This window comes from Pyxidicoccus caerfyrddinensis (assembly GCF_010894405.1).
Lineage (GTDB): Bacteria > Myxococcota > Myxococcia > Myxococcales > Myxococcaceae > Myxococcus > Myxococcus caerfyrddinensis.
The window spans coordinates 225,667-238,797 of the sequence record NZ_JAAIYA010000001.1; the positions used below are offsets into that span (position 1 = coordinate 225,667).

10 protein-coding genes are annotated in these 13,131 nt (G+C 71.2%); 4 read left to right on the plus strand and 6 right to left on the minus strand.

What is annotated here, in order from left to right:
• The first annotated feature begins 13 nt into the window (after positions 1-13).
• Genes G4D86_RS00835 through G4D86_RS00850 form a run of 4 tightly spaced genes read left to right on the plus strand, consistent with a single transcriptional unit; the run spans position 14 to position 5,525 of the window.
• On the plus strand, positions 14-1,990 hold the full coding sequence (locus G4D86_RS00835) for a YncE family protein (RefSeq protein ID WP_163988324.1): 1,977 nt from the start codon (positions 14-16) through the stop codon (positions 1,988-1,990).
• Positions 1,990-3,126 (plus strand): SCO family protein, encoded by a 1,137-nt coding sequence (locus G4D86_RS00840; protein WP_163988327.1) that lies wholly within the window; start codon positions 1,990-1,992, stop codon positions 3,124-3,126. Before G4D86_RS00835 ends, G4D86_RS00840 begins: the two co-directional genes overlap by 1 nt.
• 14 nt (positions 3,127-3,140) lie before the next feature.
• Positions 3,141-4,793, plus strand: coding sequence for an ABC transporter substrate-binding protein (locus G4D86_RS00845; protein ID WP_163988329.1), 1,653 nt, complete (start codon positions 3,141-3,143; stop codon positions 4,791-4,793).
• A 39-nt stretch (positions 4,794-4,832) separates the two neighbouring features.
• Complete coding sequence (locus G4D86_RS00850; RefSeq protein ID WP_163988331.1) at positions 4,833-5,525, plus strand: class I SAM-dependent methyltransferase; 693 nt, start codon at positions 4,833-4,835, stop codon at positions 5,523-5,525.
• Between the two features lie 12 nt (positions 5,526-5,537).
• Here the strand turns inward: G4D86_RS00850 and G4D86_RS00855 are convergent, their stop codons facing one another.
• From G4D86_RS00855 to G4D86_RS00880, 6 genes are all read right to left on the minus strand, one after another.
• A complete protein-coding gene (locus G4D86_RS00855) occupies positions 5,538-6,008 on the minus strand; it encodes a hypothetical protein (RefSeq protein ID WP_163988333.1) in 471 nt (156 codons plus the stop codon).
• A gap of 141 nt (positions 6,009-6,149) precedes the next feature.
• Entirely contained in the window at positions 6,150-6,545 is a 396-nt protein-coding gene (locus G4D86_RS00860) for a hypothetical protein (RefSeq protein ID WP_163988335.1), read from the minus strand.
• Positions 6,546-6,559: 14 nt separating this feature from the next.
• Positions 6,560-9,091 carry an alpha/beta hydrolase gene (locus G4D86_RS00865; protein WP_163988336.1) on the minus strand — a complete coding sequence of 844 codons (2,532 nt, stop codon included), beginning with the start codon at positions 9,089-9,091 and terminating at the stop codon, positions 6,560-6,562.
• Between the two features lie 78 nt (positions 9,092-9,169).
• A complete protein-coding gene (locus G4D86_RS00870; protein WP_205519419.1) occupies positions 9,170-10,735 on the minus strand; it encodes a hypothetical protein in 1,566 nt (521 codons plus the stop codon).
• A gap of 158 nt (positions 10,736-10,893) precedes the next feature.
• Positions 10,894-12,321, minus strand: coding sequence for a HAMP domain-containing sensor histidine kinase (locus tag G4D86_RS00875; RefSeq protein ID WP_163988339.1), 1,428 nt, complete (start codon positions 12,319-12,321; stop codon positions 10,894-10,896).
• Entirely contained in the window at positions 12,318-13,007 is a 690-nt protein-coding gene (locus G4D86_RS00880; protein WP_163988341.1) for a response regulator transcription factor, read from the minus strand. Before G4D86_RS00880 ends, G4D86_RS00875 begins: the two co-directional genes overlap by 4 nt.
• Positions 13,008-13,131: the final 124 nt, after the last annotated feature.

The following is a 13,131-nucleotide window of genomic DNA, read 5'->3' on the forward strand; positions in this document are numbered from 1 at the left end:
CTCCGCACACCCCATGCGCAAGCGCATCCTCTTCACCGCCTCCGGCCTGCTGTCCGCGGGCTTCCTGGCCGCCGGTGGGTTCTTCCTGTCCCGCCCGCCCCAGCCTCCACCTCCCGCCGCGCCCCTTCCCGTCATCACCGCGCCCCCCGTGTCCGTGGAGCGCGAGGGCGTGTCCGTGTCCTTCGACCTGGCGCTGGCCCCTCGCCCCCTGGCGGCCGAGCGCGGCTCGCCGCTGCAGGGCACCGCGCGCTTCGTGCTCAAGGACGCGAAGACGGGCGAGCCGCTCCAGGGCCGCCGGCCGCTGGGCTGGCTGTCGCTGCGCGACAAGGGCGGCGCGCCCCTGGACGACGCCGCGTGCAAGGAGCGCGTGAAGACGTACCTGGGCGGGCTGCTGACCGCGCGGGCGGAGGTGGACCTCAACGCCTACTGGTTCCTCACCCTCAACCACGACCACACGCTGTCCGTCATCAACCCGCAGATTGCCTTCGGCCGCACCAAGCTGCAGAGCCTGGTGTCGGTGGGCGGCGCGGTGGCGGACTGGGCGCTGCTGAAGGACCGCTCGGCGGTGTACGTGACGGTGCCCTCCACCAACACCGTCTCCGTGGTGGACACGGAGCGCTTCCTCGCCCTGCGCCCCGTGCGCGTGGGAAGCAAGCCGGGCCGCATCGCGGTGGCCCCGGACGGCCGCACCGCGTGGGTGAGCAACGACGGGGACGGCACGGTGAGCGTCATCGACACCGCGTCACACACCGTGGTGGACACGGTGGAGGCCGGCCCCGGCCGGCATGAAGTGACCTTCTCCGACGAGGGCCGCACTGCGTGGCTCACCAGTGAGGAGGGAGACTCGCTCATCGCCGTGGACGTGGGCTCACGCGAGGTGCTGGGCCGGGTGATGATTGGCGCGGGCGCGGGCGCGGTGGCCTGGAGCCCGGTGGCCCGCGCCGTCTTCGTGGCGCAGACGCGGACCCACGAGCTGCTGGTGGTGGACCCTGCCGCCCGCGAGGTGTCGCGCCGCATCCCCGTGAAGCCGGGCCTGGAGGCCCTGCGCTTCGACCGCACCGGCCGCTGGGCCTTCCTGGTGCACCGGGACGCCGGCGTGGTGGACATCGTGGACGCGGCGACGAGCCAGGTGGCGCACTCGCTCACCGGCTTCTCCGCGCCGGACTCCGTCATCTTCACGGACGCCTTCGCCTACGTGCGCAACACGCAGGAGGGCCGCGTGTCCCTGGTGGAGCTGAGGACGCTGGAGGGCACCGGCCGGCCAGCCGTCGTCCACGTCACCATGGGCCAGAAGCCGCCGGCGGAGGCGCGCGAGCTGGGCCGCTCGGACCCCATCGCCCCGCTGCCGGAGGGCAATGGCGTCATCGTCGCCGGCACCGCGGACCGCGCCCTCTACCTCTACCAGGAGGGCATGATGGCCCCGCGTGGCACCCACCTGAACTATGGCCGCGAGCCCCGCGCGGTGCTGGTGCTGGACCGCTCGCTGCGCGAGGTGAAGCCCGGCGTCTACACGGCCTCGGGCACGGTGCGGGAGAACGGCACCTACGACGTCCAGTTCCTCCTGGACAACCCGCGCGCGGTGGTCTGCACGGAGTGGAAGGTGGGCGGCGTCCCCGAGGACGCGGCGCTCGTCAAGAAGCTGCCGCTGGCGCTCACGCCGGAGTTCGACCCGAAGGCGACCTTCACCGCCGGCTCCACGGTGCCCCTGCGCTTCAAGCTGGAGCCCACGGCGGGCACGGGTGGACTGCCCGTGCAGCCGGAGGAGATTCGCGTGCTGATGTTCAAGACGCCGGGCACGTGGCAGTGGCGCACGGAGCCGCGCCGCACCGCGGAGGGTGTGTTCGAGGTGGACTTCGCTCCGCCTGAGCCCGGCCAGTACAAGTTCGTCGTGGGCGTGGAGAGCCGGGGCATCGACCTGGGCCGCCTGCCCACCTTCACCCTGGGCGTGTTGCCCTCCCCCGCCGCCACCGCTTCCACCAAGGTTCCCTGATGAAGACCCACACCCTTTCCTCCCTCTGGAAGTCGGCCGCCGCGCTGGCGCTGGCGCTCGCCACGCCCGTGCTCGCCTCGGACGTCGCCGTCCCCCTGCCCCCCGCGTCCGCCGCGAGGCCCGCGTCCCTGGACGTGGAGGTGCCAGACGTGGAGCTGGTGGACCAGACGGGCCGCAAGGTGCGGCTGTGGACGGACCTGGTCCGCGGGCACACGGTGGCCATCAACTTCATCTTCACGCGGTGCAAGACCATCTGCTCGCCGATGACGGCGACGATGGCGCGCGTGCAGCAGGACCTGGGCCCGAGGAGCGACGTGCGCTTCATCTCCATCACCCTGGACGTGGCCAACGACACGCCGGAGCGGATGGCGAAGTTCGCCGAGCCCTTCAAGCCCGGGCCCGGCTGGTCCTTCCTCACCGGCGAGCCGGCGAAGGTGAAGGAGGCGCTGGTGGCCCTGGGCGGCTACGTGCCGGACAAGGAGGCCCACCGTCCCACCGTGCTCGTGGGCAACGCGGTGGCGGACTCGTGGACGCGCGTGGACGGGCTGGGCAGCCCCTCCCGCATCCTGGAGGCCATTCGCGAGGCCCGGGCCGCATCCGCGGCCCCATCCGAGCTGGGCTCGACGGGCAGCGACTCCACCACCCAGGACGCGGCCGCCTCGAAGTACTTCACCAACACGGAGCTGGTGGACCAGCACGGCAAGACGCACCGCTTCTACGAGGACCTGGTGCGCGGCCGGAAGGTGCTCATCAACTTCGCATTCACCTCGTGCAAGGGGGCGTGCTCGCCCATCACCAAGCACCTGGCCGAGGTGCAGGAGAAGCTGGGCGACCGCGTGGGCAAGGACATCACGATGATTACGCTCTCCGTGGATCCAGCCAACGACACGCCGAAGAGTCTGGGCACCTTCGCGAAGAAGTTCGGCGTCAAGCGGGGGTGGTACTTCCTCACCGGCTCGCGGGAGAACATCACCCTCGTGCTGAAGAAGCTGGGCGGGTACGTGGACACGCCCGACGCGCACAACACCACGCTGCTCATCGGTGATGCCGCCACGGGCATGTGGGTGAAGTCTCCCGCCATGGCGCAGGTGGAGAACATCGTCCACGCCGTGGAACACCTGAACGACCCGAAGTGACTCCGGTGAGCGGCATGCGGTGGGCGTGGGTGCTGGTGGCGTGGGTGCTGGTGGCCGGGTGCAAGCGCACCGAGGCGCCCCGCCCCGTGGACCCGGCTGTGGCGAAGCGCGGGCGGAGCCTGTTCCAGCGCGGCCAGAGCGTCCGGGGCGAGCCGCTGATGGGGTTCCTCGCGCCCGAGCGGGTGGAGCTGAGCGGCGAGGTGGCGGCCTGCGCGCGCTGCCATGGGCCCGGCGGCCGGGGCAGTCGCGAGGGCGGCGTGGAGGTGCCGGACATCACCCCGGGCGCGCTCGGGCACGCGCGAGCGAGCGCGGTGGGCGAAGTCGAGGACCGCGCCCGCCCGGCGTATACGCGCGAGACGCTGCTGCGCGCTGTCACGGAAGGCGTGTCCGCGAGCGGCCGTGAGCTGGGCGTGGCCATGCCCCGGTATGCGCTGGGAGAGGTGGAGCGCGAGGAGCTGCTCGCGTACCTCCAGCAACTCGGAGACCAGCCGGATCCGGGAGTCACCGCGTCCACCCTCACCGTGGGCGCCGCGCTGCCGATCAGCGGGCGGCTCGGTCCGCTGGGACAGGAGGCCGCTGCCGTGGTGCGCGCGGTGTTCGCGGATGTGAATGCGGGCGGTGGCATCTTCCGACGGAAGCTGGAGCTGGTGGTGGAGGACGACGCGGCCCTCCATGCGCGACCGGGAAGGGCTCTCGGGCGACAGGCGGTTGATGGCGAGGCACCTTCGCGGGGGCGACCGGACGGGCCGGCCGCGGAACCGGATGCCACCGCGCGGCTGCTCGACAGGGGTGTGCTGGCAATGGTGGCCAGCGTGCGACAGGGGCCGCTGCCCTCGGACTCACTGCTGGCCCGAGAGGGCGTGCCGCTGGTGCTGCCGTTGACGCTGGGCGCAGGCGCGTCGAACGAGGACGCCCCCGTGTTCTTCCTCTACCCGGATGAGCCCGCACTGGCGCGGCTGACGGTGCAGCATCTGGCCCGGCTGCACGAGCCCGAGCTGCGCCGCAAGCCACTGGCCGTGGCGCATGCGGGTGGCAAGGCCGGGAGCGCGTGGGCCCGGGCGGTGCGACAAGAGGCGGAGCGCCGGGAGCTGGCGCCTCCGGTGGAGCTGGCTCCGGGCGCGGACGGGACGCTGACGGACCTGGAAGCCACGGTGATGCAGTGGGCCTCGGCACCTCCCACCGCGGTGCTGTATGCGGGCACCTCGGCGGGACTGGGCACACTGCTGCGTGCCCTGGAGGCGCATGCGCCTGGAGTGCCGGTCTTCGCTCCCGCGAGCCTCGCGGACCCGGTGGCGGTGGGAAGCTCGGCCGGGCGCGTGCGCTTCGTGTACCCGGCGGGGCTGGGCGCCCGCGCGCCCGACTTGAAGGAGTTCGCCGCGTTCATGGAGCGGCATGGCCTGGAGCCGGGACACACGGCCTTCCAGCTCGGGGCCTACGCGGCGGCGCGGGTGCTGGTGGAGGCCCTCACGCGCACCGGTGCGGACGTGACGCGGGCCAGCGTGGTGCAGCACCTGGAGGCGCTGCGCGACTTCGACACGGGCGTGTCTCCCCCCGTCACCTTCGGCGTCAACCGGCGCGTGGGCGTGCAGGGCGCGCAGCTCGCGGCGCTGGACGTGGCCACGAGCCGGCTCGTCGCGGCGTCGGAGTGGATTCCCCTGACGCCGTGAGCCAGCATGCGGGTGCAACCCTCGAAGGAGCACCCGCTGATGACTCTCTTTCGTGCCCATGCAACGCCCCGTCATCTCGCGCGGCTGCTGCTCTGTCTGGTGACGGCCACGACAGGCGCCTGTCGCTCCGAGAGCGGAGAGGCGAAGAGCCGCGAGCCCACCCGGGCAGCGACGGAGGCTCCCGCGGTGGAGCAACCCGTCGACCTGCACGGCCTCGGAGGGGTCGAAGGCGTGCAGGCCTCGTATGACCAGTCCCGTCAGCCTGCCAGGTTCATCGCCGCGCTGGGGATTACCCCGGGACAGCGGATTGCGGATGTCGGAGCCGGGCTGGGCTACTTCACGCAGCGACTCTCGGAGGCAGTCGGTCCGACGGGACAGGTGGTCGCGACCGACATCAACGACGAGGCCCTCAAGCGACTTCGCGCACGGATGTCCGAGCGGAAGAACGTCGTGGTGCGCAAGGTGGAGCCCGACGAGCCAGGCCTCGAACCCGGCGCGTACGACCTCATCCTTCTCTCCGAGGTGGACCACTTCCTCTCGGACCGTGTGGCCTACCTGGCCAGACTGCGTTCCGCCCTCACCCCGAACGGCCGTATCGCGGTGACGCACCTCCGGGCGATGCGCCCGCCGCTCGTCGCCGCCGCGAAGCAGGCGGGCTACGCCATCGTTTCCGAGTACGACGGCCTTCCGGACCACTACCTGCTGTTCCTACAGCCCTTGTCCAGCCAGTGAGCCTGGGGCGACCTACTGCCTGCGGAAGGTGAGGCCTCCGACCAGGAAGCGGGTGTTGATCGCCAGCAGCTCGCGGCCCTGGTCCACGATGACGAAGCTGATGGGGACTGGATCACTGATGGGCGTCCCCGGGAAGACGGCCTGGCTGGTCCCCATCCCGTCCGGGCCGACCGAGTAGCTGCAGCTCGACGACTGGCTGGTCACCGTTTGCCCGTTGATGTTGACGACGGAGGTGACCGAACAGCCTCCTTTTCCGTCGAAGGAGATCCTGCCCACCCCGGCCGTGGGCACCGGCGGGCCACCCCCGGGTGGCAGGAACATGGCGAGTTGGGACGAAAAGCCCCAGATGCCCTGGATCGAGCGGTTGGTGTATCGCGGGTGATTGCCCTTCTGGCTGTCGTCGTCATCGCGGAGTGCGTCGTCATCGCGGGCGGCCAGTGACGCCCCAGCGGCAACTACGGCTCCCACCGTAACGACCATCATCAGCAGAACCCTTCCCCGCATCCCCACGCGCCCAAAGCGTCTGGCTCCATCCATGACTCTCCTCCTTCCGTCACATCCACCCATCCAACGCCGAGGCACGGCCCGCTTTCGTGGACCGAGCTTCCGCGGCGCGTCTCCCGCCTACTCCTCGCTCCACTCCAGGCGAACCGTGCCCCGTGTCTCCGGCTTCGGGACGCCGGTGCCCGCGCGGCCCAGGGTGACCATGGCCCGCTTCTCGATGGGCGCCGACGACGGAGCGAAGAAGCGATAGCGGCGCTCGCCCACGCGGGTGCTGTCGGTGATGGGCAGATTGCCGACAATCAACGCGGGCCCCATTCCCGCCACCGGGAACTCGGCGTCGGTCTCCACGTCGATCTCGATGGCCTCGCTCTCGGCGCGCTCCTTTCCGTGCGCGAAGAAGCGCCGTGGCTTCTCGTACCGCACCCGGCGCGCGACCGCCGACTTGAGCCCGGGCAGCGTGAGCGGCCTGTCGTCCCGGGGCTGCTCGGGACCCGAACCGTCATTGTGGACCGTCATTGCGACCTCCGCGGCTACACGATCTGCAAGTCGTCAAATGCGAGCGCCCGGGCTTCCTTCCGGTTGAGGCGCAGCCGGATGGCGCGGACGGCACTCTCCCGCCTCGACAGTCCAAAACACCGGACGGGGAAGCGGAGCGTGGACAGCATGCTCTTGGTCTGGGAGCCATAGTCGAAGGGAAGCGACACGCCCCCCACTTCATCCGAGTCGACCCACCGGACCGAGCCGTCCAACAGTTCCAGCCCGAGCTGGAACCCCGTCGGCACCGTGGGGAAGCTCCCGTCGAACACATCCGCGACGCGGACCCAGACCTCCCTGCCCGCGACCTTCGTTTTGGGCTTGAGCTGCGAGCGGAACGTCCCGGCGCGCCTGCCCGGCACCGCGACCATTCCGACCGAGTCGCCGTAGAACGAACCATTGTACGGATTGGGCGCGGTCTGGCTCATCCCGTACTCGTCGGCCGTCAGGCCGGTCTGCGACGTGGGCTCGTTGAGCGAATTCTTCGCAATCGTGTTGGCCTGCTCGTGGTCGTCCACGGTCTTCGCCTTCGTCCACTTGAACGCCAGGTGCACCAGCGACGTCGGTGTCGCGGGCGGCAGCTCCGTGCCGACCAGGAATCCGACGGTGCCGTGTCCCGCCAGGACGCGGCGGAAGAACGCGCAGCCGTAGGTCACCAGCACCCGCTCGTGGTCATGGCGAGCCATGGTCGGCAGGAAGCCGCCGTTGTCATTGCTGAGCCACTGCCGGTTGAAGAAGTTGTGACAGGCGTTGTGGACGTAGAGCTGTGACTTGAACGAGGGCGGCACGCAGCGGTCGTAGTACTTCGCCCCGTCGTTGCTCCATACGTCGCCGTCCGCCGCGGGCAGGAGCGTGAGGAACTCGTAGTCCCTGGGCGGGCCGCTCGTCGCCCCCCAGTCCGTCGGAGCGAGCGACAGCACGGCGAGCACCGTGACACCGGCCGGCAGGCTCGCGCGAATGGGAACAATCACCACCGCCTCGCCGCCGCGCGAGTGCCCCATGAGTCCGACGTGGCTGAAGTCGAGCGCACCCTTGAAGATGGGCCCGCCGCTGTTGAGCGTCTGGAAATGCGCGATGGTGGCATTGATGATGTCGGCGCGGTCCGTGATGTTGCCCGGACCCGAGGTCCACCCGTTCAATTCGTTGCAGTCCACCGACACCGCGACGAAGCCCATCTTCGCCAGCGCGTGCTGGAAGTAGTCGTAGCCCAGGTAGCTCGGGTCCGCGGGCGAATGATTGCCGTGGGCCATGAAGATGATGGGCACCGGCCCGCCCTTGCGGCGCCGCTTGTTGAACGGCGTGTTCGCGCCGTCGTCTTCAGCGGGGTAGTAGACGTTGCCTCGGATGTGCAGCGTCTGCCCTCCGATGCTCGTCGTGCCCCCGTCGTAATCGGCGAAGCCGACCGGGAACAGGTCGAGGCCGGACGGGTCGTACGTCACGTGGGGCGAGACGCACAGGCAGGTGAGCTCCTGGGCGAACGCGCTCACGCAGGTGCCGAGCGTCTGCACCACGTGGATGACGTCGTCGTGCTCGACCGCATGGTTGAGCAGTACGACGGGGCCGCCGCCTTCACCGGCCTTCACGTGGTTGCGGTAGACCTTCACCGTGGCGCCGCTCGCCACCCAGGTGACTCGGACGGAGGTGTCGCCGCACTGGATGGGCGCGACCTGCGGCGCGGGCAGCGCCGAGCACGGAAGGACCGTGCCGTCGCCGGGAGGGCTCGGCGGATCGCGCGGGCACATCCGCTGGACGACCGACAGCATGTCGCCCGCGAGGAGCGGCGCCGGCAACCCGACCAGGTGCGCGACGCCCCAGGTGCGCCAGATGCCGAGCGAGACGCCGTTGAGCGACAGCTCGAAGCGGGCACCATTCACCAGCTGGGTGATGCGTATCTGCTGGGTGCCTTCGTACGCTGGGTCGATGGACGGCGCCGGCAGCGGAGTCGGCGGCGGCACCGTGGTGTAGGCGACCGAGGGCGGGCTCCGGTCCCTGCACAGCTGCGCCCACGCGCGCACCACCTGGCCCAGGCCATAGTCGGGCGTCACGTTGACGCCCTGGTGTGGGGCCGCGCCCTTGACCTTCCCGACCTCGACGGTGTCGGCGGTGATCCACACATCACAGCCCGTGAGCAGGTTGTTGACGCCCGTGCGCGAGCCGCATTGATAGACGGGCGCGGGGTCAATCTGGGGACGGGGCGGCCCGTCTGGATAATCCTGGGTGTGGTCGCGCACCGTCACGACCGGTGACCAGCCGCTGGTGACACCGTTGGCCTGCTGCCGCGCACGGACGACATCCCCGGCGATCAGCGGCGTGGGGAGCGCCAGGAGGGCGCCGGACGGCTGGGGAAAACCTCCTGGCACCCCGGAGAGCACGGTGGCGCCGTTGACCTGGACGTCGAGCGTCGCGCCCACGACGAAGCCGGTGACGACGACTGCCTTCGCGCATTGGTACAGCGGCTCGCCGACGAGGGGCGGGGACAGATAGCGTGTGTCCTCGAGATTGAGCCGTTTGGTAGGCACTTCAGACATGAGTCGTGTCCTCCCCCCGCGGCCACCCTTCCATCAGGGGCCGCCGATCGCAATCGCACTCACGGTCGAGCTTTCGCCTCACGGCACCTGGTGCTCGGACAGGATGCGCACGTTGAGCGCGCCGTTGGCGAAGAACTGGCTGTTCTCCCCCACGCGGTGCTGCTCCAGCCGGCGCTGCAGGTCAATGTCATAGCGGCCGAGCTTCATCAGGCCGTCGTTGAACCAGCCGGCGCCCTTCCCGGAGCCGTCGACGTATTCCGCGTACGTCCCCTCCGCGGGCCAGACGACGGTGCCGAGCGTCGCGGTGAAGCGCCGCAGGTCGTCATCCGTCCACGTGAGGCCGGCGTCGTGCGCCTCGACGACGAAGGCGAGCATGCCGTTCGCGTGCGCCACGTCCTGCCCGGGCGGCTCGTGCGAGCCCCACCTGTCACTCCAGAACCAGGCCTCCGGGTGGAGGGGGTGTGGCCCGAGCTGCGCGCGCAGGGACGCGCTGACGTTGGGCAGGCCCCCGTTGATGTTGTCGAAGACGGCCTGGTAGGTGGGCCGCGCGGCGGCGTCCGCCGTCATGAGCGACAGGTCCATGGCGATGAAGGCCCAGTGCGCGACCAGGTGCGTGCGGTTGCGGTAGATGAAGGCCTCGGCCCCGCGCACGAACCACTTCTCGAAGATGTTCTTCTCGGTGAAGGCCAGCAGCCGCTCGTACCGCGAGCGATAGGCCGCGTCGTCGTAGAGCGTGGGCGTTTCGCGGATGACGCGCAGCAGGCGCGTGACGTAGCGCCAGCAGTAGCTCTCGTACAGCGGCACCTCCTGCCCCTCGGGGTCCGACAGGGTCGAGGCCCAGCCGAGGAAACCGTCCTTGAACTGGCTCCCGGGAAGAGAGCGGGAGACGCGGGCCGTGTCGACCAGGTTGTCGACGTAGAGCAGCGCACGGTCGAGGTACACGGTCCGCCCGGTGGCCCGGTACATCGCGGTGTTGGCGTCGATGCCGTACGCGAGGCTGTAGAAGTCCCAGCTGTCCGTCGATTGGCTCCGGAGCAGGAAGTCCGTCTTGTGCTCGCGCTCCCAGACGTTCAGGAACAGCCGCTCCCACGCGTCCACGGTGCGCAGCCCGGGAGGCGCGGTGGGCACGGGCGTCGGCGGAAGCGGAAGCGGGGGCGGGGGCGCCGGCGCGGGGGCCGAGGCGTTGGCCACCGTGAAGCTCGCGGTGGCCTCATCCGCGCGGAAGCCGGCGTAGTGGGCGACCACCGTGACGGAGTGGTCCCCATCGGGGAGCGTCCGCGTGTCGTAGAGCGTGGCCCCGCCGTCCCCCGCCGTCCCCGCGAAGTCGAAGGGGACGCGGAGGTCCAGGGACATCGGCGAGTGGTTCCGGGTGGGGGCGTCCAGGAAGAACTCCACCCGGGTGATGCCACTTCCGGAGCCGGGGGCCACGAAGATGGCGACGCTGCCCTGGAGGGTGCTCCCCGCGAGCGCCTGCTCCTCCTGCCGGTCCGGGGAACGGCTGACCCTGAGGGCGGAGGCATTGAACAGGTCCGGCCGCTCGTCGGTGGGCGTGGACTCAGCGGGCTGCTGGCCGTCTGGCTCACCCTGTTCGACGCTCTCACAGGCGCCCGAGGGCAGGAGCAGGAGCGCCAGGACGAACCACATGGCGAGCCCACGGGGATGTCGACCGCGGAATTTCGACATCGAGATTGTCCTCGAGCCGGGTCACCGGCCCTACCCTTCGAGGGTAGGAGCGGCCCTGGACTTCCCCAAGGGCACCACGGGGGCAGGCGCGCGCTCGGCACCGGACGCCCTGCCCGACATCAGGCCAGGGTGCCTCGGTTCGGGTCCGGCCTGTTCTGGACAGCGCCCGCGGCGGCGGGCACCTCGAGGACCACCTCCGCCCCGCCCGCGGCACTGTCCGCCACGTACGCACGGCCGCCATGCCGCGCCGCCACCTCGCGGACGATGGCCAGCCCCAGCCCCACCCCGGGCCTGCCGGGCGCGGTGTCCGCCAGCCGGTGGAAGGGCGCGAAGACCGCGTCGCGAGCGGCGGGTGGAATGCCCGGTCCGTCATCCGCCACACTCACCCGGTAGCGCTCCGCCTCGCGCGACAGCCGCACGCGGATCTCCCCACCCTCCGGTGAGAACTTCAGGGCGTTGGCCAGCAGGTTGTCCACCGCCTGCCGCAGCCCTCCCGCATCGAAGTGCGCCTCCGCGGGGGCTGGCGCGTCCAGGCGGATGAGCAGGCCCCGCCGCTCCGCCTCCGCGCGTGCCCCCTCCACCGCCTGGGCCACCACCACCGCCAGGTCCCCCTTCTTGCGGTCCCACGCCCCCCGCCCCACCGCCGCCAGGTCCAGCAGGCTCCCCGCCAGCACCGCCAGCCGCTCCACCTCGCGCCGCGCCTCCCGCAGGCTGGCCCGGAGCTCCTCCGGCTCCCGCTCGCGCCGCAGCGCCAGGTCCATGGTCGTCCGCATCAGCGACAGCGGCGTGCGCAGCTCATGCGCCGCGTCCGCGATGAGCCGCTCCTGCGCCTCCCTCGCGCCCCGCAGCCGCTGCGTCGCCTCGGCCAGCACCGCCCGCAGCTCGCCAATCTCGTCGCGACCCGGGTCCTCCGCCGGCGCGTGAGAGAAGTCCCCCTCGCGCAACCGGCCCAGGTGCCCGGTCATCGCATCCAGCCGCCGGGCCAGCCGCCTTGCCTGGAGCGTCTGCACACCCAGCAGCAGGAGCCCCGTCACCGCCGCCAGTGAGAAGGCCATGCGGTAGTACGTGCCCACCGAGCCGTCCACCTGCCCCAGCGACGCCGACAGCCGCAGGGCGAACCGCTCCCCGTGCGGCGAGCGCACGTTCACCAGCACCTCGCGCCACCGGCCGCCGCCCGCGTCCGTCCGCGTGGAGAGCGCCGGCTCCACGCCGGGCTCGCCGGGCACGAAGCGCTCTTCCTGGGGGGCCTGCTCCGGGAGCGGCGGGTAGCGCATCACCAGCACCCCGTCCGGCCCGTAGAGATAGCCCCGCGGCGCGAAGGGACGCACCTGGTCCACCAGCGGAGACACCGCCATGTGCAGGTGCACCTTCTGGTCGGGGCCGTCGAAGAGGCTGACGCTCTCCACCGCCGCCTGCGCGAGCAGCGCCCGGTCCAGCGAGCGCTCCAGGTCATAGCGAAACAGCCGCCCCGCGATGACCAGCGCGGCGAGCGTGGTCAGCGTCGGAACCAGCGCCCCCAGCAGCCACAGCCGCCGCGTCAGCGTCAAGGCGACCCGTCCCCGGACGCCACCACCAGCTTGTAGCCCACGCCCCGCACGGAGCGGATGGTGACGTCCGTCGCCTCCAGCCGCTCCAGCTTCGTGCGCAGGTAGCCCACGTAGACCTCCAGCACGTTGCCGCTGCCGTCGAAGTCCGGGCCCCACGCCTGCGTCAGCAGCCGGGCGCGCACCTGGGGCGCTCCCGGGTGCTTCGCCAGCGCGGAGAAGAGCGCGAACTCGCGCGCCGTCAGCGGCTCCTCGCGCTCACCCCGGCGCAGCACCCGGCGGCGGGGGTCCAGCAGGAGTCCCCCGAGCCGCAGCGGCCCATCCTCCGGCTCGCCCCTGCGGCACAGCGCCTCCAGGCGCGCCAGCAGCTCGTCGAAGTCGAAGGGCTTCACCAGGTAGTCGTCCGCGCCCGAGCGCAGCCCCGCCACCTTCTCCGGCGTCGTTCCTCGCGCGGTGAGCATCAACACCGGCGTGCGGACTCCGGCGCTCCTCCAGTGTTTCAGCAACGTGAGGCCATCCACACCCGGCAGGGCCCAGTCGAGGATGATGACCTCGTAGCCATCCTGACCGCCGCGCTCCAGCGCCTCGCGGCCCTCCGAGCACACCTCCACGGTGTGGCCCTCCTCCGCCAACCCGCGCCGGAGGAGCGCCACCATCTTCTCCTCGTCCTCGACGAGCAGGATCTTCACGGTACGGCCCCCCTTCGGAGGCCGCTGCCAGCCTCACACCCGTGTGCACTTTTTCACGGATGTGCAGGGCGGAGCCAGACCCCTCGGGCACGGGGCCGCGTGGCCACCTCCGACGCCGCGCGAC